General features: G+C 37.2%; 18 protein-coding genes and 1 pseudogene. 9 read left to right on the top strand and 10 right to left on the bottom strand.

The window, feature by feature from the left end; all coding sequences use genetic code 11:
- Positions 1–152, bottom strand: a pseudogene (locus H4J56_RS19815) (transposase); the annotation flags it as partial.
- A 342-nt stretch (positions 153–494) separates the two neighbouring features.
- Between H4J56_RS19815 and H4J56_RS17315 the strand changes: the two are divergent.
- The 3 genes from H4J56_RS17315 (at position 495) to H4J56_RS17305 (ending at position 3,803) form a co-directional block, all read left to right on the top strand.
- Positions 495–1,754, top strand: a complete 1,260-nt coding sequence (locus H4J56_RS17315; RefSeq protein ID WP_182259660.1) for an AraC family transcriptional regulator — start codon at positions 495–497, stop codon at positions 1,752–1,754.
- Between the two features lie 122 nt (positions 1,755–1,876).
- Positions 1,877–2,629, top strand: a complete 753-nt coding sequence (locus H4J56_RS17310) for a hypothetical protein (protein ID WP_182222869.1) — start codon at positions 1,877–1,879, stop codon at positions 2,627–2,629.
- Between the two features lie 397 nt (positions 2,630–3,026).
- Entirely contained in the window at positions 3,027–3,803 is a 777-nt protein-coding gene (locus H4J56_RS17305) for a tetratricopeptide repeat protein (protein ID WP_182259659.1), read from the top strand.
- A gap of 714 nt (positions 3,804–4,517) precedes the next feature.
- On the opposite strand, the gene H4J56_RS17300 is transcribed toward H4J56_RS17305, so the two are convergent.
- Positions 4,518–6,479, bottom strand: coding sequence for a methyl-accepting chemotaxis protein (locus H4J56_RS17300; protein WP_182222871.1), 1,962 nt, complete (start codon positions 6,477–6,479; stop codon positions 4,518–4,520).
- Between the two features lie 402 nt (positions 6,480–6,881).
- Here H4J56_RS17300 and H4J56_RS17295 point away from each other — a divergent pair, with 402 nt between their 5' ends.
- Positions 6,882–8,432, top strand: coding sequence for an HD domain-containing phosphohydrolase (locus tag H4J56_RS17295; protein ID WP_182259658.1), 1,551 nt, complete (start codon positions 6,882–6,884; stop codon positions 8,430–8,432).
- Positions 8,433–8,520: 88 nt separating this feature from the next.
- Here H4J56_RS17295 and yfbR read toward each other — a convergent pair whose 3' ends face one another.
- Both yfbR and H4J56_RS17285 read right to left on the bottom strand, forming a co-directional pair.
- The gene (gene yfbR / locus H4J56_RS17290; protein WP_070373986.1) at positions 8,521–9,114 is read right to left on the bottom strand and encodes a 5'-deoxynucleotidase; all 594 of its coding nucleotides are present in this window, start codon (positions 9,112–9,114) and stop codon (positions 8,521–8,523) included.
- 23 nt (positions 9,115–9,137) lie between these two features.
- Positions 9,138–10,352: a pyridoxal phosphate-dependent aminotransferase gene (locus tag H4J56_RS17285; protein WP_070373985.1), complete on the bottom strand. Its 1,215-nt coding sequence runs from the start codon at positions 10,350–10,352 to the stop codon at positions 9,138–9,140.
- 169 nt (positions 10,353–10,521) lie between these two features.
- Here H4J56_RS17285 and H4J56_RS17280 point away from each other — a divergent pair, with 169 nt between their 5' ends.
- Positions 10,522–11,112: a hypothetical protein gene (locus tag H4J56_RS17280; RefSeq protein WP_182259657.1), complete on the top strand. Its 591-nt coding sequence runs from the start codon at positions 10,522–10,524 to the stop codon at positions 11,110–11,112.
- Positions 11,113–11,212: 100 nt separating this feature from the next.
- Positions 11,213–12,535 (top strand): hypothetical protein, encoded by a 1,323-nt coding sequence (locus H4J56_RS17275; protein WP_182259656.1) that lies wholly within the window; start codon positions 11,213–11,215, stop codon positions 12,533–12,535.
- A 179-nt stretch (positions 12,536–12,714) separates the two neighbouring features.
- On the opposite strand, the gene H4J56_RS17270 is transcribed toward H4J56_RS17275, so the two are convergent.
- Positions 12,715–14,412: a proline--tRNA ligase gene (locus H4J56_RS17270; protein WP_182244418.1), complete on the bottom strand. Its 1,698-nt coding sequence runs from the start codon at positions 14,410–14,412 to the stop codon at positions 12,715–12,717.
- Positions 14,413–14,773: 361 nt separating this feature from the next.
- Here H4J56_RS17270 and H4J56_RS17265 point away from each other — a divergent pair, with 361 nt between their 5' ends.
- Genes H4J56_RS17265 through H4J56_RS17255 form a run of 3 tightly spaced genes read left to right on the top strand, consistent with a single transcriptional unit; the run spans position 14,774 to position 18,825 of the window.
- A complete protein-coding gene (locus H4J56_RS17265) occupies positions 14,774–15,706 on the top strand; it encodes a MoxR family ATPase (RefSeq protein WP_182259655.1) in 933 nt (310 codons plus the stop codon).
- 9 nt (positions 15,707–15,715) lie between these two features.
- The gene (locus H4J56_RS17260; RefSeq protein WP_182259654.1) at positions 15,716–16,753 is read left to right on the top strand and encodes a DUF58 domain-containing protein; all 1,038 of its coding nucleotides are present in this window, start codon (positions 15,716–15,718) and stop codon (positions 16,751–16,753) included.
- Complete coding sequence (locus tag H4J56_RS17255) at positions 16,750–18,825, top strand: DUF3488 and transglutaminase-like domain-containing protein (RefSeq protein ID WP_182259653.1); 2,076 nt, start codon at positions 16,750–16,752, stop codon at positions 18,823–18,825. The genes H4J56_RS17260 and H4J56_RS17255 overlap by 4 nt, the downstream gene beginning before the upstream one ends.
- Here the strand turns inward: H4J56_RS17255 and H4J56_RS17250 are convergent.
- The 5 genes from H4J56_RS17250 to H4J56_RS17230 form a co-directional block, all read right to left on the bottom strand.
- Complete coding sequence (locus H4J56_RS17250; protein ID WP_182251773.1) at positions 18,822–19,514, bottom strand: DUF2982 domain-containing protein; 693 nt, start codon at positions 19,512–19,514, stop codon at positions 18,822–18,824. The two genes, H4J56_RS17255 and H4J56_RS17250, sit on opposite strands and share 4 nt — an antisense overlap.
- A 184-nt stretch (positions 19,515–19,698) precedes the next feature.
- Complete coding sequence (locus H4J56_RS17245; RefSeq protein WP_182217028.1) at positions 19,699–19,887, bottom strand: hypothetical protein; 189 nt, start codon at positions 19,885–19,887, stop codon at positions 19,699–19,701.
- Positions 19,888–19,973: 86 nt separating this feature from the next.
- Entirely contained in the window at positions 19,974–20,585 is a 612-nt protein-coding gene (ureG, locus tag H4J56_RS17240) for an urease accessory protein UreG (RefSeq protein ID WP_182172872.1), read from the bottom strand.
- 53 nt (positions 20,586–20,638) lie between these two features.
- On the bottom strand, positions 20,639–21,376 hold the full coding sequence (locus tag H4J56_RS17235; protein WP_182222878.1) for an urease accessory protein UreF: 738 nt from the start codon (positions 21,374–21,376) through the stop codon (positions 20,639–20,641).
- Complete coding sequence (locus H4J56_RS17230) at positions 21,366–21,818, bottom strand: urease accessory protein UreE (protein ID WP_182222879.1); 453 nt, start codon at positions 21,816–21,818, stop codon at positions 21,366–21,368. The genes H4J56_RS17235 and H4J56_RS17230 overlap by 11 nt, the downstream gene beginning before the upstream one ends.

The following is a 21,818-nucleotide window of genomic DNA, read 5'->3' as shown; positions in this document are numbered from 1 at the left end:
ATGCGCTGTTCAATCCAATGACGCCTGTGCTCGTAACTGACACCGGTTTCTTTATCAACACCACATAAAAAGGCTTTTCGAACGGTTTGACTGCAAATATGATAATACGGCGTATCAGATAAACTGATTTGTTGTGAACGAGGCTTAGGCATGACAATCACCACACTTATAAGAGGGTAAACTAAGTGTAGTTTGTTGTTGGAAAATTGAACGGTTTATTATGGGTGGCTTAATGGGAAATGGTTGAAAAAACAAACAAGTTATTATGGGTGGCTTAATGGGAAATGTTATGGGTGGCTTAATGGGAAATGGTTGAAAAAACAAACAAGTTATTATGGGTGGCTTAATGGGAAATGTTAAGATTCATTCCATTTAATGAGAAAAAAATAGGAAAAACAATTAATTCTTTCATTAGCGAGATAGTCTCTGCTTAGTTGCGCGTTCACCAATTTATTCATATCATGCAACATTCTGTATACATTATCTGACTTTTTATGATTGAATTTATTTTACTGCTTTTAGGTAGTGCTCATGGATTTTATTTATCTTTTGCGCTGCTAACCAAGAACAACAAAGAAAACAATGCCAATTTACTACTAGCTCTATTTGTTTTTGTTTTGGCTTTAAGACTGTCATTCATGGTGTTAGATGTTGCTGGATTTCTTAACCTTAGTCCACATTTAATCGAACTAGATGCTCCTATTGCCTTTTTGTTTGGACCATTACTGTTTCTGTACGTGAACAAATTGACCTCGCCATCATTTTATAAAGTGAACATTTTACACTTTTTGCCTTTTATATTAGCAGTAGTAATATCACTGCCGTTTTACTGGCAAAGTGCTGAATTTAAACTTGCTTGGTTTACTGATACGCCTACAACTTTACTTGGACTTTGGTATTTAACTATTTTTGATATGATTTTCATTCCATTAAAATTAGTTATATTAGCCTTATATATAGTCTGTGTTTATCAGCGATTAATTCAATATCGAACTGATATAGCTGATGATTTTTCAAATATTGAAAAAATAAGCCTAACCTGGTTGATGAGGCTATTCAGTACGATTGTTTTGTTGTTTTTGTTTTGGGTATTTAGTGAAACCATCGAGATTTATGTAGAACCTTGTTCAGAGAGTGTAATGGGCATTTCTTGTGGGGAACTGGAGTCGATTGTTATTGGTTTGAGGAGATTAGCCGAATATGGTCTGGTTATTTGTTTTTACTTGATCAGTATTTATGGATTAAAACAGCCTGTAATATTTACTGTAAACAGAATCACTAATGATAGTAAAAATATCATTGATCTTAGTGATGAGAAAAAAATAGAAAGTATTACAGAGACGAAAGAGCAGCTTATGATTAGAGATGAGAAATACCAAAACTCTTCTTTAACAGAAGAGTTATCAGCCAAAGTATTTGATGAAATCACTCGTTTTATTAATCAAGATAATTTGTATTTAGACTCTGAATTATCACTCTCGCAACTTGCACTGCAAAGTGGTTTTTCTAAACATCATTTGTCGCAAGCTATTAATCAATGCGCCAATAAAACATTTTTTGATTTCATTAATTATCTACGTGTAGAGTATGCACAATCTTTATTGCATCGCGAACATAAAATGAATGTTTTGGAAGTTTCGGTCGCAGCAGGTTTTAATTCTCGTTCGTCTTTTTATAATGCTTTTAAAAAGCATACACAATTAACTCCCAGTCAGTATAAAAAACAGCGCAGATTAAAAACATGCACTACCTAGCTTTATTGGGATAATCGTGAATATAAAATCAAATTAATCTGTCCTTTGTTATCGGGAAAGACAGAAAATGTTAACAACTATGGCAGGGTAGCGGCTACTTACAACGTTTAAAGGTATTACCCGTGTATATAAAAAAATCAATATTATCATCGGTCATGGTCTACTTCTTATTAGCTTTATTATACGGCTGTGGTGGAAGCTCGTCTGACGAAACAGGTTTGACTAATAATGTTTCGCATGAGCGTCAGTCGAATCATATAAAAGCGCTATTTTTTGGCACTGGTCCATACTCTGCGCCTGGCAATGACCCTGGCTGTCCTGGCTCGCGTGGACGTTGGGTATCATTTCCTGTGGGCAGCCTACTTGAGGTAATAATTCCTACAGAAACGACTGATGATGACTATCAATTCGTTGTTGAAGAAATGGATAAGATTAATACTGCTGTTGCGGGTTACTTCACGACTATGGTCGTACGAAGTGAAAAAAGTGACCTTACTAACCCACAAGAAAATCAAATAACCTTTAACTTTGTTGATCGTGCTGGAATGAAAAAATACTGTGGTACGGAAGTAGGAGGTGGTTGCATAGATATGGATTTTCAGAAGGGAGGAGATTATATTATTAAAAATGGAACGTCTTTCTATCCGGTTGATAGAGGTATTTTCGATGTTCATGAAGTTGGTCACGGTATTGGTCTTTGTCATGTAAATCAGCAAGTCTTTCCTGAAGGGACTATGGCTTCAGCGGGTGGTTCAACAGGCGTTATTCCGCGATTTAGCGACTCTGAACTGGCCGCTATCAACTTCGTATTTACTTCAGGCATGACTGTTGGCTCAACAGAACAGGAGTTCTGGGACGCTGGGTTACTGCCTTAGAATAAATATAAATATTAGTTAATTAAAGCTAAAAAATAAAGCAGAATAATGGGGGGCTAAAGGGACTTGAACCCTCGACAATCGGAATCACAATCTGGTGTCTGTATCGGGGCTAGTTAGATTTAAATGTATCAGCTAGTTTTTGCGGATTTTGATCATAATATTACTTGGATTAAAGCGTAATTTGTTTGATTTGCAAACTCTCAGAAGAGTAACAGAGCAATAAAATATAATATGTAAGAATAAAGTTTTTCAAATCTATTTCTTTGAGTTCTGTAAATAAATGTACTATTCATTAATATTGTAAAGACAACAAAGTGCGGTTAGTTGACATAACGAATTGAAAAAATTAATGTCTTCTTAGAGCGAAAAGAGGAAGTTTGAATATTAGGAAGTTATGAAAGCTATATTGTACGTCACCTTTTTACTATTAAGCATGGGCGCAGCCTCCAAAGATATTAAATCACCAAGTAATTCTGAATTACTCACTTCATACAATAACCTTAAAACTAAAGCTTTCGATGGTGATATTAATAGCCAATATGACATATTCCATCTTGTCAGCAGTAATAAACCGACTCTAAATGAATATCTTACTGAAGCATTCAAATTTATGATTAAAGCTGGTGATGCAGGACACACCGAAGCACAGTTTACTATTGGCTCTATGTATCAAACTGGGGATTTACTCGAAAAAAATAGTGATGTTGCTCTGGGGTGGCTTCTAGAGGCAGCTAAGAAAGACCATAGAAATGCACAAGTTTTTGTAGGATGGATTTATTCTATTAAAGCTATAGATGCAACAGATGAAAAAGAAAAAAATGATAATGAGAAACTAGCTATATATTGGTTTGAAAAATCAATTACAGATAAGTCTTTAATAGTATTTAAATACTATGGACTATTTCTTTTCATGGTTGATACATTTTCACCTAAAGCAGAGGATTTTTTAAGTAAAGTGTCTGAAAGTGGCGATATTGAAGCAATGTACTGGCTAGGTAAGATGTATGCTCATCGGTGGAGTGATAACAGAGGGGATTATGAATTTAACCTTGCACATTCATGGCTTGAAAAAGCGAAAGTAAATGGGTATAAATCTCAACAATTTATCAATGGTTTAAATGAAAGGAAAAAGAACTACCTAAAAAGAATAGCAAAAGAAAATAGTAAATAGCTCAGACATCCTACCGTCCGCTAATATGGCACTAAGCAGTCTTAAAATGGCTGATTTTTGTTTCTATTTAAGGTCAACAAAGTGGTATTAGTGAGCCTTAGATAATTAATTTACCGACCATTTTAATGTTCTACTGCCAAGGTCTTTTTGGTGAAATTTACTGAAATTAACATAGAAAAATTTTTAGTATATTTTCTAATGAATCTATTTTGCTACTAAATTAATAACTGAATGATAAATTTGGCACGTTTATGTAATACAGGAATTTAGACGCGCTTATCTCAATTAAATTATCAACCATTTATTTTTTATGGATTTATACTGTTTTGAGTATATACATAACGTGCCATTTTTGGGATCGAATAACACATAGCTCGTTACTTTTATTTATAAAAGACACTCAATACAGATAAGCTTGCTGGTCACTTACTAAATCTATTATATAAAATGTTGTGCGTGAATTAATCAGCTCGATAGGTCGACAGTTTAAATCGAAATGCATACTAATAAGGTGTTTGGTTACTAAGGAATCTTTATTAAATGCCCTCACCGGTATTTTTGGTCTATGGGGCGCATTACTTATAATCTTTACTAAGCAAGAATAAGGCGTTTAAGTAGGGCAAACAAGTGGGCTAGAACCTGTAACAAAATCTGTTACAGGTTGCTATAAATAGTTAAAGTATAGTGTTTCGTTACTTAATACTAATATTGGTGTTAATTATTGACTTTAAAGCGACCGACTAAATTTGTTAAATCTTTAGATAAAACAAGTAAGTCATTCGATCCATCGGCCAATGTATCAGCAGTATTAACAATACCTTTTGCCGATTGATTAATGCCACTAATATCGTCATTGATTAAGTCCGATGAACTGCACTGTTGATCTGCGGCTTGAGTAATACGCGAGATATTTACCTTCATTTGTCCAACCAAAGTACTGATTTCGTTAAATGATTGGTTCGCTTGTTCAATTTTATTGATAGCCTGTTTCGATTGTTCGACATTCACGCCCATTTGTTGAGAAACAACACGTGTTTTATCCAGCAAGTTCATTAATACAGCATCAATTTCTTCGGTAGCGCCTCGCGAGCGTTGCGCTAATGTTCTCACTTCATCTGCGACCACAGCAAAGCCTCGCCCTTGCTCGCCAGCTCTTGCCGCTTCAATAGCCGCATTAAGTGCTAACAGATTGGTTTGTTCAGCAATGCTTCTGATAACATCTAATATTTTAGTAATATTCTCACTTTCCAGTTCAAGTGACTTCATCGATTGAGATGATTCACTTAACGATTGATTTAACGAACTCACTTCACTTACCGTGACAGAAATTAACGAAATACCCTTTTTGGAGTACTCTTCAGTTTTCATAATAGTCGTTGAACTTTCTTGGCAGTCGTTTGATGTTTGATGTGCTATATCTGTCATCGTTGCGATAAGGTTATTCACATTATCTATTGATTGTTCTTGTTTATGGCTTACTGCTTTTACATCAGCGATTTGTATACCCGATTGATTAGCCACCACATTTAATGTTGATGCACAGGTTTTAATATCAACAACAAGCTGATGAATCGAGTCTAAGAATTGATTAAACCATTGAGCCAATTCACTGACTTCATCTTGACCAATAATCTCTAGTCGCTTAGTTAAATTTCCATCACCTTGTGCAATATCACGCAAACCTTCAGCCACACGGTTAATGGGTTGAACAATACGATTGGCTAACCAAAATCCTATGGCAATAAATAATGTAACCATGATAAAGGCAATCACGGTAATGGTCTGACTCATATTATATGCAGGCGCTAAAATTTCATCGCTATGGATGACGCCAACAAATCGCCACTTTAGTTCTTTTGAATAATAACTGGCAACGTCAACATCTTCACCTAAATGCTCGGTAGAAAAATGATCTTGATTTGGACTTTTTTGTAATATGGAAAATAATGATGATGATGAAAGATCTTTAATATTTTTGAAGTTATTCTCGGGTGTTTTGGCATCAGCTAATACGGTTCCTGACTCATCAATAAGAATGAGATAGCCGCTTTCACCTAGTTTTGTATTACTTAATATATCCGTTAATGTTGAAAGGGTAACATCTAGACCTTGTACACCTATGATGTCGCCTTGCTTATTTTTGACCACTAATGCAGAAGTTACTACAGGTTTTCCTATGACATCTTGATATGCTTCAGTAATAATTGGAGCGTTTGGAGAGGCTAGCGCCTGTTTGTACCAAGGACGTTGTCTTGGATCATAACCTCCAAGCACTTCTAACGGATATTGAACAAAGCCACCTTCTTTGGTGCCTGTGTATACGTATAGTAAATCAGGGTGTGATGAACCAAAATCTTCATATAGCTTATATAAATTTAATTCTTCGACAGAATCATTTTTTGGCTCCATCATATGATCAGAGTCAATATAAGTATGAGTATTATCAGGAAGTTGGGTTGTCAATTTATTTTGAGCTAAAAATTTTACGTTAGCTTTGATTTGTTGGAAGAACAATTGAAAGCCGTTGTCTACTTGCCTTAATTCATCCTGAGTGCGTTCCACAAAGCTTGTTGAAGATATAGAAATCGTCATTGATATACTGACAATTGCAATGGCAATAATTGGTAAAATAACCGTAGCAGCAAAGCTCAACGTTAGTTTAGAGCGAATATTCATAAAAGTTCATTAAATAATCGTAAATGTAGCCATAATATAACTGAGAATCATACTGAGACCAAGCCCAAATGAGTTAGAGCGAAAGTACTGGCTAAACGACAAAACTGTGACCGATCTTACTTGCCCAGTTCAGTATCTTAAAAATCCAAAAGTTTTCAAAAAATCCTCAACAAACTTCACGGAAAACTCTCTCGCCATCTATGACTATTCGTTGTGTTTTATTAGTAAAAGTTTATCAGTGAAGAATAGCCACTTTGCTTTGTCTATAGGTGTTTTAGTTTATATTGCCCATTATTTTAAGGCTTTATTTATTATATTTACCAATTATTTACATAAATAGCAGGAAATATTCTATATATTTATTACACTTAGGGTTAACTATAACAATAATACGAATTAATAATGTCAAACTTTCTCTTTAAAGAAGAATCTGCAGGCGAGTCTTTAACGTTAAAACCAAAGAAGCACAAGGTCTGGCGGATACTTGTCATTGATGATGATGAATCTGTGCATCAAGTCACTAGACTGGTTTTAGCGGATGCTACTATTGAACACAGAAGCTTGGAAATTGTTTCGGCTTATTCTTCTATTGAAGCACGTGAGATATTATTAAAAGATGATACCTTTTGCATGGCCTTTGTTGATGTTGTTATGGAAACTGATCATGCAGGTTTGGAGCTTGTTGAATGGATCCGTAATACCTTAAAAAACCAAGCAATACGTCTTATCCTAAGAACGGGTCAGGCAGGTTCAGCTCCTGAAGCTAAAGTGATTAAAGAATTTGATATTAATGACTATAAAGAAAAAACTGATTTTACTGCCGGTAAAATGACTACAACTGTCTACGCAAGTATTCGCGCTTATCGTGACATAATGACGATACAGCGTAGTTTAGATGCTTTTAAACAGTTAATAAAAGCCACTCATGATCTTTTGAAAATTAATCAATTCAAGCCTTTTGGCTCTGCTGCTTTAGAACACTTATTGACTTTAATGGATGTTGACAGCTCTGCGCTTTATATTGCCCGAAGCCAATTAGAATATGATGAAACTAGCTCAAATCTGATTATTGCCTGTACCGGTAAGTATGTGAGTGAGTCAGATAGTCTTGAAGCGTCAGATATTTCTAGTGATGTTAAACATTTAATCCAGAAAGCGTTCGAAAATAAAAAGCATTATTTCACCGATGAAATATTTGTTGGATATTATGAAACATCAGGCAATTCAGTCTCAGTACTTTATATTGAATTCGAAGATGACGCAGAGCATTTTAAAGCCAGTTTAGCCGAGTTGTTTGCCACTAATGTTGCCCTTATCCTTGATAGTTTATCCAAACAACATGAGCTAGAAAAAACTCAGAAAGAACTGCTCTATATCGTTGGAGAAGCCATTGAAACGCGTAGTAAAGATACTGGGGCTCACGTTCATCGAGTTGCACTTATTTGTGAACTGTTAGCGAAAAAATTACAACTAAGTGATGCCTTTGTTAATGCTATTCGCTTAGCTGCACCACTACATGATATTGGCAAGGTGGTTATTCCCGTTAATTTACTCCATAAACCGGGCAAGCTTGATAACAACGAATGGGAAATTATGAAAACTCATGCCGACGCAGGGTTTCAATTGTTGTCAAAATCTAAAACGAGTGTTTCAAAGCTAGGTGCAAGGTTAGCACATTACCATCATGAAAATTGGGATGGCAGTGGTTACCCCGATGGCTTAAGTGGTGAAGAAATTCCGCTTGAGGCACGTATTATGGCTATTGCAGACGTTTTCGATACCTTGGGCTCTGAAAGTTGTTATAAAGATAAATGGTCTGATACTGAGATAAAAACCTTCTTAATTGAACAAAGCGGCAAAAAGTTTGAAGCAAAAATGATTGATGTGTTTATAGAAAACTATGATGAGTTTTGCCAAATTAGAGTGTTAAATCCAGGTGAATCTCCATTGTAAAACTCTGTAAGCAGCCGAGGTTGTTCTTGTCAATTAGACGAAGAGTAGAACATTTTTATCAATGTTCTACTTTCAGGTTAACATAAACTTAATTTTGGCTTATCTTATCGACCGTGGCTGAACAAGCTTCAAGGAATATATCCATAAAATATTCAACTTCAGGCATTTCTTTTTTTAACCCGTCTAGTTTTATTTCTAATCGCTCTTTAACGTGTAAAAACTCAGGGTTGTGGTGATTGAGCTCATCGAGTGCCTTGATATAAGCGACTAAAATGTCCGCCGCTTTTACTATTGCTTTATAATGGACTTCAACGTTATCTTGAACAATAATATCCGAAAAAAGTTCCTGAAATTCTTCCGGTAAAGACGCTAAACATTCTTTTTCTGCTAGGTACTCTATCTTCTTGAATTCTCTTGCAATTTCTTTATTAGCATATTTAGTTGGGCTAACAATATCGCCATAGCGAGTTTCACTTGCCTCATGATATAAAGCTATAGTGGCGACACGGTCAGCATTGATGTTACCGCCAAATTTCTTATTTTTAATGACCGCTAGCAAGTGAGCGACAATCGCAACTTGATGGGAGTGCTCGGCAACGTTTTCTGGCTTCACACAAAACATTAGCGCCCAACGTTTGATTAACGGCATTCTGAACATCCAAGCTAAAAAAGTACTCTGCATGGTTATTTCCTTAATATAAGTAGTTATTGGCTATAGGTACTGAAAAAATTCTTAAGTTTGGCCATTGCCGGCACTAATTCGTCAACATGGGGTAGAAAAACTAAACGAAAATAATTTTTCTCCTGAATGTTAAACGCACCGCCATGAACCAAAAGAATTTTTTCTTGTCTGAGTAAATCTAAAATCATTTTCTCATCATCAAGAATGTTAAATTTTTCTTGGTCAACTTTAACAAACAAATACAAGGCCCCCATCGCAGGGTTACAAGATAAACCATCAATTTCGTTGATCATTTTATGCGCTAGATTTCGCTGCTTGATTAAACGGCCATCATCCTTTATCAATTCATTAATACTTTGATAGCCACCTAATGCTGTTTGAATAGCATGTTGACAAGGCACGTTGGCACATAAGCGCATTGAAGCAAGAATATTCAAGCCTTCTAAGTAATCTTCCGCATGAAATTTAGGACCACTAATTACCATCCACCCAGCGCGAAAGCCAGCGATACGGTAATTTTTTGATAAACCGCCCATGGTAATAATTAAAACATCTTGTGCCAAACTCGCGGTAGGTATATGGGTAGCTTCGTCATACAAAATTTTGTCATAAATTTCGTCACTGAAAATAATTAAGTCGTGCTTACGTGCTAGTTCAATAATGCCCTTTAACAGCGCTTCACTGTAAACAGCGCCCGTTGGGTTATTGGGGTTAATTAGCACAATAGCTTTGGTTTTATCGGTGATCTTGTTCGCCATATCTACTAGGTCAGGAAACCATTGGTTTTCTTCGTCACAGCGATAATGAATAGCTTTGCCACCCGATAGCGCTACAGATGCTGTCCACAAGGGGTAATCGGGTGCGGGTATCAAGACTTCATCGTCATTATTTAATAACGCTTGCATCGCCATCACAATTAATTCACTGACACCATTACCGATAAAAATATCTTCAACGCTAACATCTAATATACCTTGTTGCTGAAAATACTGCATCACGGCAACACGTGCTGAATAAATACCTTTAGATTCGCAATACCCTTGAGCTGTCGGTAGGTTGCGAATAACATCTTTTAAAATATCATCGGGGGCAGCAAAACCAAACGGGGCAGGGTTACCGATATTAAGCTTTAATATTTTATGACCTTCATCTTCTAACTTTCGGGCTTCGGCGGCGATCTGTCCTCTAATTTCATAACAAACATTATTCAATTTTGATGATTTTTTGATGTTTTTCATTAGCGGCGTCTCATAGAATATTTTTCATATTGTGGTTGATTATGTATCCCTCATTGTTACTAATAATCAACCGCTTTGAAACAGTTACTTGCAAGTTTCTTATAGCATTAATGAAATAAAAGCGTCATCTTGTTATTAATTGAGTGAAATTTAAGCACGGAGGTCAATAATGCCATTACCTTTATTATGGTTAGGGGCTGCTGCAATATCTGCATTCGCGGTAAAAGAGTTAGCCGACGACCGTAAGAAACAGCAAAGAAAACGCTTTTATTATCGTGATGTACAATGTCTCGGTCGGTTTAATGAACATGAATCTCCAGTTGTCCAGTATCCAACCGATTTGTTTACTACCACGGAAAAAGTGAAACCAGAAATTGGCGCAATTGTTTGTTGTGGCGTTGGCGGTATACTTGATCACACCGGTATTTGGGTTGGTGACAATACGATTGTTGAACTCGATGGTAATGGTTTAATTAAAGCTATTTCGGTGCAACGCTTTACTAAGGAGCGCTCAGGAAAACATATTTTTATTGCTTGTGATTCAACAGCAAAACCTTTTGCCAGTGAACTTGCCGGGCAACGTGCTCAGCAACAAATTTTTCAATACCGAGATTATCATATGATAGAAAATAACTGTCACCAATTTATTTGGCAATGTTTTAAACCCCATGATAAGAATTTAACAACGTTTAAGGCGCTTAATATTCGCTTAGCGAGATTATACGATCGGAAAATTTATTGGGATATTTGTGATTGCTGATCAGTTAACTAGATAAATTAGTGGTATTTATCACTATACTTTTATCGGTAAGGCAATCAGAATATAGCTCAATAATATTGTGTACAATGAAGGTTTACTTTTGAAACTTTGGTTAAAAAGAATTTTACTCTTGTTCGTTTCACTGTTTTGCTTTGCTATCATTGTCATTTTTATGGCTTTACAGTCAACGCCGCAGTTGCAAAGAACACATCAAATTGATGCTAATTCGGCGACAGAAAATAAACGTATTGCTCAGCGTTTAATTCAGTCCTTAAAGAGTGATCAGCAACCGATTAAATTGCAAGCTACTCAGGCTGAACTTCATGGACTCAGTGCTTTTGGTCACCGTGCCATTCCACAACTAAGCTCTGATGTGGTTTTATTTAAAGACAGTGCTTTAATTAACTTTTCTATAGCCTTGCCTTTACCCACGTTTATAAAATACCTTAATGTGGAGATGATGCTTGTTTCTTCAAAGGAAGGTCTTGATTTGGGCACTGTTTATATTGGTAATGTTGCGCTCCCGGGTAATGGATTGCTTAAATTGGCTGAATGGTTTACTAACCTATATGTAAAAGAAGAATTTGGCAGCACGCTATTAAGCATGATCAAAAGCGTTGATATTAGTGCAGAGAAAATTTCTGTAGATATTGTGCTTTCAGATGATTTAAAAAATGAGCCATTAAGCAATAAAAATAGTCTTTTTGCTTTACGTGACCAACTTGCGTTATATGGTGATGTTGAGGTGATACGGTTTTATTATCAAAGCCTTGTTGACACGATTGAGCAGTCAAAAACGCTTAAGCTTTCGTTTGCTCAATATGTTGGTTTTACTTTTGGTTTAGTAAAACAACGTAATTTAGCCGCAATAACTGATTCACCGGCAAAAGAGAATCGAGCGGCTTTAATGGCCTTAGTGCTTTATTTTGGTACCGATAAGTTTGAGCTCTTAGTCGGGGATATTTCTAAGCTGTCAGCGGAGCAAATACAACAGCGAACAATACGCCGAGCAAGGGTTACGTTACGCGAAAGAGTGGATATTCAAAAGCATTTTATTTACTCCGTTGCTTTGCAGCTATTTGGCACCAGTACCGCAAGTAATGCCATTGGCGAGCTAAAAGAATTTTTAGACTCAAACAGTGGTGGTAGTGGTTTTAGTTTTGCCGACTTGATGGCCGATCGGGCTGGAACTCGCCTGGCAATGCTGGCGACAACCTCGGATGAAAGCGCCTTAAAAGTGCAAGAACACTTGGCTGATATCATTAATGAAAGCTTGATTTTACCTAAATTGACGGGTTTACCCGAAGGTCTATCCCAACAAAAATTCGAACAATATTATCGTGATATTGATTCGTTAGTTTATCGTAGCATGCTGCAAAGCATTGATGAGCGTTTACGTAAAATTCCTGTTTATCAAGATTAACTAAAGCGCTAGCCAGCAATAAAAAACGCGACCTTAAGGTCGCGTTTTTATGTTCAATATGAGGGGTTATATTCACAACTGCCTGGATGCCAGAGCCGAAGATGGTTTTTCTCAAATACCATCAACTCTCAAGTCATTATTACTGAATCCTTGCATCTCACCGTTAATCAATGTGATGTTTAGCTAAATAAAGACATGACATCACTGATTGCCATTAACGATTTTTCACCACTAATACGGTTTTTCACTTCAACGTTCTGTTCATCAAGATTACGTTCACCAACAATTAATAATATTGGCGTACCAATTAATTCATGGTCGGCAAACATCACACCCGGACGTTCTTTACGGTCATCGAAGATAACTTCAATGCCAGCTTGCTGTAATTGTGTGTATAAAGCTTCTGCGGTTTCTTTAACACGAGCAGACTTTGCCATATTCATTGGAACAATCGCTACTTGAAATGGTGCAATAGCTGCTGGCCATTTTATGCCATTTTCATCATGATTTTGTTCAATAGCCGCAGCAACAATACGTGAAACGCCTATGCCATAACAGCCCATAGTTAACGTTTGATTTTTACCATTTTCTGTTAATACGCCACAATTCATTGCTTGTGCGTATTTTTCGCCTAACTGGAAAATATGGCCCACTTCAATACCGCGCTTAATGACAATATTACCAAGACCACAAGGGCTAGGATCGCCTTCGACGATGTTACGGATATCTTGAACGTTGATTTCATCACAATCACGTTTCCAGTTAACCCCAGTATAAGATTGACCGTTTACGTTGGCACCACAGACAAAGTCGCTTAGATGAGCAGCACTGCGATCTACAATAACGTCAACAGGTAAGCCTTTAGGGCCTAATGAGGTGATATGGCAGTTAGCAATTGCAGATATTTGTTCATCAGTTGCAAATGTTAAAGGTGAAGCGATAGCAGATAAATTTTCAACTTTAACTTCATTTAGTTGATGATCGCCACGAAGCACTAGAGCAATGAATTTTTCTGGCTCACCTTTAGCACTAGAGCCAAGCACTAATAGTGTTTTAACCGTAGTTTTTAAATCTATGTTTGAGGTTTTTATTAAACGTTCAAGCTTTAATTCTACCTTAGTCAATTCCTGAGTTGGCTCTGCTCGTTCGCCTAGCGGCGCAATAGCTTCAGCTTTCTCAACGTTTGCTGCAAAATCGCTACCGTCACTAAAGGCAATATCGTCTTCGCCAGAGTCAGCTAAAACATGAAATTCATGTGAAGCTTCACCACCAATAGAACCTGTATCAGCAATGACTGGGCGGTAATCCAAACCTAAACGGTCGAAAATACGGCAATAGGCGTCAAACATAATTTGGTAAGTTTTCTTTAAACATTCTTCGCCTAAATGGAAAGAGTAGGCGTCTTTCATTAAAAATTCACGACCACGCATCACACCAAATCGAGGGCGTATTTCATCGCGAAATTTTGTTTGAATTTGAAATATATTCAGCGGTAATTGTTTATAACTATTTATTTCATTAGCGACTAGTTTTGTAATGACTTCTTCGTGCGTTGGACCTAAAACGAAGGCACGGTCATGACGGTCATTTATGCGCAGTAGCTCAGGGCCATAATCATTTAAACGTCCAGACTCTTCCCATAAATCAGCAGGTTGAACCATAGGCATTAATACTTCAATAGCGCCTGCTCGCTCCATTTCTTCACGAACAATATTTTCAACTTTTCTTAATACTTTGAGACCGGTGGGTAACCAAGTATATAAACCCGAAGCAACATTTCGAACAAGTCCGGCACGTAACATTAATTGGTGACTGATCACTTCGGCGCTGGCTGGAGTTTCTTTCAAGGTAGAAAGTAGGTATTGAGTAGTACGCATTGACTAAAGGTTCCGTAAAATATCAAGTATATAATTGTCGGTTATTCTAGCAGGGCGGGGCGATGGGCAAAAGGAAAATATAAACTCAGATGAATAAAGTTTAACGCATTAAAGAGTCAGTTTTAGCTATCTGCACGGGTTATTTAATTAAATAAAATAAAGTCTAACCATTAAGTGCCAGTGTACATTTTAATTACTTGAGCTCATCTTCGTATCAAGGCTAGGTAAAATGATCGCCCTTTGGTATTAATTGCGGGTGTTTATCTTAAGTAATTGTTGATATTATTTTGGCAGTTCTGTTACTTTATCGGCAGGTATATTTAATGACAACAACTCTTTTAAATGGCGTGGTGATCACTTTATGCAAGTTTTAGTTACGGCAATTTTAGCTCAGGTCGGCTCGGTTGTTTTAGGTAAGCCTAACGAAATACGTCTAGCTCTGGCGTGTCTATTAGCAAAAGGTCATCTTTTAATAGAAGATTTACCAGGCATGGGTAAAACCACGTTAGCGCAGGTGTTAGCACAAACGCTTGGACTTAGTTATCAACGAACGCAGTTTACCAGTGACTTGTTACCGGCGGATGTTATTGGTATCTCAATATTTAATCCTGACACTAAAAAGTTTGAGCTCCATCGAGGACCGATTTTTAATCAGGTGGTGTTAAGTGACGAAATCAACAGAGCAAGTCCTAAAACACAAAGCGCTTTACTTGAAGCAATGGAAGAGCATCAGGTTAGTATTGATGGGACAACCTACCCACTGCCACAACCCTTTTTTGTTATCGCCACACAAAATCCTTTAATACATGCGGGCACATACCCTTTACCTGAGTCACAACTCGATCGATTTATGATGCGTATATCTCTGGGATTTCCTGATATAGCGGCAGAAAAAAAAATTTTACAGAGTGAAAGTAGCCACGCGAGCTATAAAAAGCTATTACCTTGTGTTGATACCGACAAACTTATCGCCATGCAAGCTGCTGTATCACAAGTGACGGTATCAGATAATATTATTGACTATGTTATCGCCTTAAATCATGTCAGTCGTCAACAAGGGTTTGCTGGTAGACCTTTATCACCAAGAGCTGGACAAGCACTGGTGGCTGCAGCGAAAGCATGGGCCTTTATCGATGAGAGGACCTATGTCATCCCCGAAGATATTCAAACCGTCTTTAGTTCGGTATGTCAACATAGACTTGAGTTGACCACGCTTGGCTTTGGTGAGCAACAAGATAAAATTTCAGCGCAGGTTATTGCACAAGTTAATGTTTTAAACCCACTGAATTCATAATGTATATCAATGACGTTAACTATAAATAGCGTTAGCTCAATAATAGAGACAACAGTGAAAAAACTGGCAATACCGATAAAAAATTATCTTAGTCGCTTTGCTAATAAGCAATTTAATCGTTGGCTAAAGCGTCGGATACCGCCTGCAAGAAAGCATAAATTATCAAATCATAATATTTTTATTATGCCAAGCCGATTTGGTGTTGTTTATCTCTTTTTCGTGGTGTTGTTATTCCTTTTAGCAACCAACTATCAAAATAATGTCATCATGTTATTAAGTTACTTAATGGCGAGTGTGTTCATTACCACTATGATGCATAGTTTTTTTAACTTATCGGGTTTGGCAATATCTGCAGATAAAACCGCCCTAGGGTATGCAAATCAAAATATACACTTTCCTATTAAGATATCTTCAGCTAATAAACGTCTTGCGATTAACTTTTGCTTTGATGACCAAGCTGTTCTTCATCTCCCTCAAAGTGAGCCAGGCGAACAAACTGTTTATGTTTGCTGCTCCTACCCAAACCGAGGAGTATATACTCCGGGTCGGTTGAAAGTGTCGAGTGAATATTCGTTAGGTTTATTTATCACCTGGACAAGAATCGATTTTGACCAGCAATGTATTGTTTATCCTCAAGCCATGTCTTTAAGTTATCGACAAAGTGATTTTGGCGATGCAGAGCAAGAAAATGTATTTTCACAAAGCAGTAAACCGGGTGTCGATGATTTTTTTGAACTTAAAGCCTATCTTCCGGGAGAGCCACTTTCTCGTCTTGCATGGAAACAATTCGCGCGCGGTCAAGGTCGGTTAACTAAGCATTATCACGAACAACAAGGAACAAGGTGTTGGCTAAAGCTTAACGATATGCCCAATCACGGACTGGAGAAGCAACTCGCATACCTGTGTTTTCTAGTCAGTGAATACCACCGTAGCGAGCAAGTATTTGGTTTGGATTTAGTAGCAGAAAAAATACAGCCTAGCCAAGGTGAATTTCATTTTAAAGAATGTTTAATGGCGCTAGCCATTTATCCTAAGTCGCTACGATGATAAATAATACAGTAACAGGTGAAAAATTTAGCTTATTACCTCAACATGCCTGGGTGTTGCTTGTTTGTCAGTGCCTTAATTTAGCTTTACTTGTTAGTGAATTAACCCTCTGGATGTTGTTCATTATTGCTGTTTGTCTATGCTGGCGTGGCTTAACGCTTATTAAGCCAGCAATAAAACCACAGCGACTCATTATCTTATTGCTGGCTTGCTCTGGTTCTATTGCTATAGCACTAAGTGGTCGAGAATTAGGGGTCTTATTAAGCATGTTACATTTGCTTTGCTTTGCTTATGCTTTAAAAAGTTTAGAGTTAACTAGCCGCAAAGATTTTTATCAAATTGTTCTACTGGGTATTTTTATACTGGCATCGGTGCTTATTTTTTCTCAATCCTTATTTTTGTCGCTTTTCGTCTTTTGCTTACTAGTGTTAAATTTAAGCCTGCTGTTAGCCTATTTTTCAGCGTCACTGAACATTAAAAATAATCTTTCTCAAAGTGCAATAACCGTGTTGAAGAGTATTCCGCTTGCTGTGGTTTTATTTATCGTTTTTCCTCGAGTTGCGCCTTTTTGGCAAGTACCATCAGCAAAGTCTGCCCAAACAGGTTTAGCAGAAAGTGTTACACCGGGAGATATAGCCAATTTAGCCAGATCTTCAGCATTGGCCTTTCGAGTGAAGTTTTTTACCGATATCCCGCAATACAACCAATTGTATTGGCGAGCAATGGTTATGGATGTTTTTGATGGGCGGACATGGCAACAGAGCAAAAATAGTTGGGCAAATATTGAGGAGCAGGCAAGTTCACTTAGCCTTAGCCGTGCGACATTAAGCGGAGCACAAACCCGTTATCAAGTCATGGTTGAGCCGAGTTATCAACGTTGGCTTTTTTCTTTAGCCGTGGTTGACCCTAAAAGTTTGACTAATAATCAAGTGACCATTAAGCCATTACCCAATTACACCATTATAAATAGTAAGCCTGTTAGTCAAACAACCAGTTATCAAATCAGTAGTTATACTCAATCGTTGCTTGATGCGCCGTTAAGTGACTACCAATGGCTAACAAGTTTACAACTACCCACCGACAGTAACCCTAAACTGAAAGCGCAAGGCCAACAACTTAAGTTAAACTACCCAGATGAAATTGAACGTGCACAAGCTATTTTGGATATGATTAGAGAACAAGACTTCTATTACACGCTAACGCCGCCTTTATTAAATGGGGCTAAATTAGGGCATGAATTAGACCAGTTTTTCTATCAAACTAAAAAAGGCTTTTGTGTTCATTATGCCAGTGTCTTTACTTTTATGATGAGAGCGTCTGGTGTTCCTGCTCGCTTGGTCACTGGCTATTTAGGTGGCGAGTATAATAAACAAAGTGGTCATCTTAGCATCTACCAATATGATGCCCATGCATGGGCTGAAATTTGGGTTAATGGCCAAGGTTGGGTAAGGGTAGATCCCACGGCGGCGGTTAACCCAGAACGAGTAGAAAGTGGGCTTTCACAAATGTTACAGCAAGATGCCCTGTTCAATAACGACTTGCTAAATTTACATCGATACAAACACCTCGCTTGGATCAATAGTCTGCGCTTACAGCTAGATGCGCTAGATTATCAATGGACAAGATTGGTTTTAGGTTATTCATCAAAAAAACAATATGATTTACTTAAACAATGGTTTGGTGAGCTTCGGGCTTGGAAAATAGCGGCAGTTATTGGTGGATCATTAATGTTAATGATGGCTGTGTTGTGGTTAGTTAATTTAAAGAGTGGTAAAGATAAACCGCCGGTAAAATGGTTAGCTCAGTATCAGCAAATAATAATGCGATTAAAAGCTAAAGGCTTAATAAAGCCTGACACTATGCCCGCGAGTCAATTTTCAAGGCTAGTTATTGAACGATTTCCTATGTTATCGAAAAACTTCATTGGCTATACCCAATGCTTTGAGGCACTCATGTATCAAGCATTATCCCCCCAGGAAAAAGAGCAGTGCTTAATCGAAATGAATCGCTACCAAAGACAATTAAAAAAACAATTAAAGCAGCTTAAAAAAACGTCAACGGGCAGCCATTAATTTACTTGATAAGTTGAACTTGCCATTTTACATTGTTTTAGTAGTTGGCTGAACTCGTTAATGCCGCGGTCAAAACTGTCAGCAGGTAAGAATAAATGGTAACCAAAAGCAGAAGATAATCGTTCACTTTGATGGAGAAATGCCGCAATGGGTCCTTTTACAGGCTCTCCGTTTGATAGAATAAAGGGCTCAAAATTCATTTGAGCTTGTTCCATTGTCATTAGCTGATGCAATACCCCATAAATAATTAATCCTTGTTGTTGATGGATTAACCTATTCGCTAATCTAACGGAAATGTTTTTAGCAATATTATCGATATGAACCAATCGTATACCGATATAAGGTAATGTTTCACGTTCTATACCAACAACTTCAGCAACAATATTAATATTTTGTATATCTTGCCATGCTAATTGCCAGTGACCATAACGATGATTAAAGGTTATTTTATCAGGCGTCAAATAGAGGCTAATGGCAGGTTCAAAAAGTTTAACTGCACCTACCAAAGTAATAACCAGACAGAGAAGGATCATAAAAATGTAGGCGAATCTATATGATTGCCAATAATGTTGAGCGAATAAAAGCGTAGTAAGTAAAAGTAACACGCCAAAAATAACAAGAGAGATACCGTTATGTTTAGCGATAGGTTTAATTATTATGCTTGGATGTTGCACAGCTTTACCTGTCATTTAACCATCATTATTTTTTATTGATAATGCCAATATGCCTAATTATTTGAGCGGTTAACAGCGTATTTTTAAATATACTGTCTTCAATGTTCATTAATATATGTTTATGCCTGCTTGAGGGCATCATATTATCACCACAAATAACTATATTTATCTGTGGTGTCCTATTCATACTTAAAGGAGATTAGTTTTTTTGTGAGCGCTTATGGTTAAACCATACCGCAGCTTTATAGACAACTAGGACAAATATAGTCCAAAAAATAGCATGATAAAATGCATGAAAAGAGCCTTCACCCAAACCGTGATCATCATGGGCGAATGCTTGCGCCGAAAAGAGATAAATAAAACTGACAAGTAGCGTTATAAATTTCATGGTTAATCCTTTTTTTAATGTTTAATGTTTAATGTTTAATGTTTAATGTTTACTAGCTATAGATAATGAAGTCGTTATCGCAAAAATTACATCTGCAACATGCCTTCTTTTTCGATAAAGGCTATGATCTCGGCCAAACCTTGTTGTGTTTTCATATTTGAGAAAACAAAGGGTTTATCACCGCGCATTTTTTTAGTATCTCTATCCATCACCTCAAGTGATGCGCCGACTAAATCAGCAACATCTATTTTATTAATAATTAATAAATCAGACTTAGTGATACCAGGACCTCCTTTACGTGGGATTTTATCTCCGGCTGAAACATCAATAACATAAAGGGTTAAATCGGAAAGTTCAGGGCTAAACGTTGCGCTTAAGTTGTCACCGCCACTTTCAATTAATACAAAGTCTAGAGTAGGGTGAAGTTCTTGTAGTTCGTCAATGGCTGCTAGGTTCATTGAGGCATCTTCACGAATCGCCGTATGAGGACAGCCACCGGTTTCAACGCCGATAATTCTGTCTGCTGCGAGAGCGTCATTTTTAGTCAAAAATTCAGCATCTTCACGCGTATAAATGTCGTTGGTGACCACTGCCATATCATATTTATTACGTAGCGCTAAGCATAGCTGTCGTAATAATGCGGTTTTTCCTGAGCCTACCGGGCCGCCAACACCAATGCGTAAAACTTGTTTTATCATTTTTTATTTCTCTTTTTATTTTTATAAAGCATGTTATTAATCAACTTAATATATTAAGAACGAAAAAGTCGTGAATATTGTGTTTCATGCCAAGCACTTGCCATGGCTAAGTGCGGCAGACTGGCACCAATATCGTTATCTGAAATACCGTTTGATTTTTCAATAATTAATGGCGTCTGTTCAGATAATTCAAATAGGAGGTTTTGTGCCTGAGTTTGCCCAAGAGGCACTAGTTTTGTCGCTGCTGCGACTTGGTTGTCGATGTATGTCCAGCAGTAACCACTTTGTGCTGAAATTAAATCTAACTTAAAGACATAAGCGCAAAGCGCAAAAGCACTAACAAAGCTGATTTCTTTAAGCGTTATTATTGCTTGATAAGCGGCTAAATTAAGGTTGTTTAGCTGTTTTATTAATCTTATTAAGGCTTTGCCCATTGCTAAATCAGCCAATAATAATTCATGACTTTCTCGACAAGCAATTAAATGGTTATTCCAGTCGTTAAAATCGTCAAAATCATTTATTGATAAGGCGTTAAATAATCGTTTTAAAATGGCTAAATCGGTTTGTGCTATAGACTCCTCTAAATTAATCTTTATCCAACTTGCGGTCGTTTCTGATGATGTTAACCAACCCATTTCAACGCCATACTCTAAAGCTTGTGAAAACGCAAAACCGCCCACGGGTAGGTTTGCGCTGCATAACTGTAATAATCGATTAAGCTTAATCGGCTCGGCGAGTGTTATTTCTGCTGGTACTAGTGACACAGGGTTCACTGCAGGTTTAGTGGGCATGGGCGTGGCCGTGGCTACTAACGCCATAAGCACCATTTTCAGGTTCAAATATTGTTGGGGTATTATCAATCGTTAAACCATATTTCTGTGCAAGTTCTTCTAATACGTGATCGGGTTTAAAACGTACCCATAACTCGCCTATTTGCAGTGAGGTGTGGCGATTACCTAAGTGATAACAAACTTTACAAAAGGTTAACCAGTCAGTTGCAATGGCGGTTGATACAGGCTCCGCTTGACCTTTTATTTCAATGAATAATCCACAGTCTGTTTTTAGTACTTCACCGACTAATAATGGCTGTCCACGCGCCATAAAAATACCTATGTCTAAACCACCATCCGTTTTACCTTTAATACGTGCTTTTTTACGGGTGTCTTGATCTAAAGTTATTGAGTCAGCTATATTATGGTGAGTATGGTCAAAACGCTGATGTGCTTGTAGCAT

The sequence above is a fragment of the Colwellia sp. BRX8-4 genome, from assembly GCF_014077345.1.
Taxonomy (GTDB): domain Bacteria; phylum Pseudomonadota; class Gammaproteobacteria; order Enterobacterales; family Alteromonadaceae; genus Colwellia_A.
The sequence above is the reverse complement of the archived record's forward strand: the minus strand, read 5'-3'. Positions and strand labels throughout refer to the sequence as shown.

Excerpts from the sequence above, each read along its gene's own strand:
- H4J56_RS17255 (WP_182259653.1), top strand. The coding sequence starts at position 16,750 with ATGATAAATAATACAGTAACAGGTGAAAAATTTAGCTTATTACCTCAA.
- H4J56_RS17245 (WP_182217028.1), bottom strand. The coding sequence starts at position 19,887 with ATGAAATTTATAACGCTACTTGTCAGTTTTATTTATCTCTTTTCGGCG.
- H4J56_RS17315 (WP_182259660.1), top strand. The coding sequence starts at position 495 with ATGATTGAATTTATTTTACTGCTTTTAGGTAGTGCTCATGGATTTTAT.
- ureG (WP_182172872.1), bottom strand. The coding sequence starts at position 20,585 with ATGATAAAACAAGTTTTACGCATTGGTGTTGGCGGCCCGGTAGGCTCA.
- H4J56_RS17230 (WP_182222879.1), bottom strand. The coding sequence starts at position 21,818 with ATGCTACAAGCACATCAGCGTTTTGACCATACTCACCATAATATAGCT.
- yfbR (WP_070373986.1), bottom strand. The coding sequence starts at position 9,114 with ATGCAGAGTACTTTTTTAGCTTGGATGTTCAGAATGCCGTTAATCAAA.
- H4J56_RS17280 (WP_182259657.1), top strand. The coding sequence starts at position 10,522 with ATGCCATTACCTTTATTATGGTTAGGGGCTGCTGCAATATCTGCATTC.
- H4J56_RS17250 (WP_182251773.1), bottom strand. The coding sequence starts at position 19,514 with ATGACAGGTAAAGCTGTGCAACATCCAAGCATAATAATTAAACCTATC.
- H4J56_RS17265 (WP_182259655.1), top strand. The coding sequence starts at position 14,774 with ATGCAAGTTTTAGTTACGGCAATTTTAGCTCAGGTCGGCTCGGTTGTT.
- H4J56_RS17270 (WP_182244418.1), bottom strand. The coding sequence starts at position 14,412 with ATGCGTACTACTCAATACCTACTTTCTACCTTGAAAGAAACTCCAGCC.
- H4J56_RS17295 (WP_182259658.1), top strand. The coding sequence starts at position 6,882 with ATGTCAAACTTTCTCTTTAAAGAAGAATCTGCAGGCGAGTCTTTAACG.
- H4J56_RS17285 (WP_070373985.1), bottom strand. The coding sequence starts at position 10,352 with ATGAAAAACATCAAAAAATCATCAAAATTGAATAATGTTTGTTATGAA.
- H4J56_RS17260 (WP_182259654.1), top strand. The coding sequence starts at position 15,716 with ATGACGTTAACTATAAATAGCGTTAGCTCAATAATAGAGACAACAGTG.
- H4J56_RS17305 (WP_182259659.1), top strand. The coding sequence starts at position 3,027 with ATGAAAGCTATATTGTACGTCACCTTTTTACTATTAAGCATGGGCGCA.
- H4J56_RS17300 (WP_182222871.1), bottom strand. The coding sequence starts at position 6,479 with ATGAATATTCGCTCTAAACTAACGTTGAGCTTTGCTGCTACGGTTATT.
- H4J56_RS17235 (WP_182222878.1), bottom strand. The coding sequence starts at position 21,376 with ATGCCCACTAAACCTGCAGTGAACCCTGTGTCACTAGTACCAGCAGAA.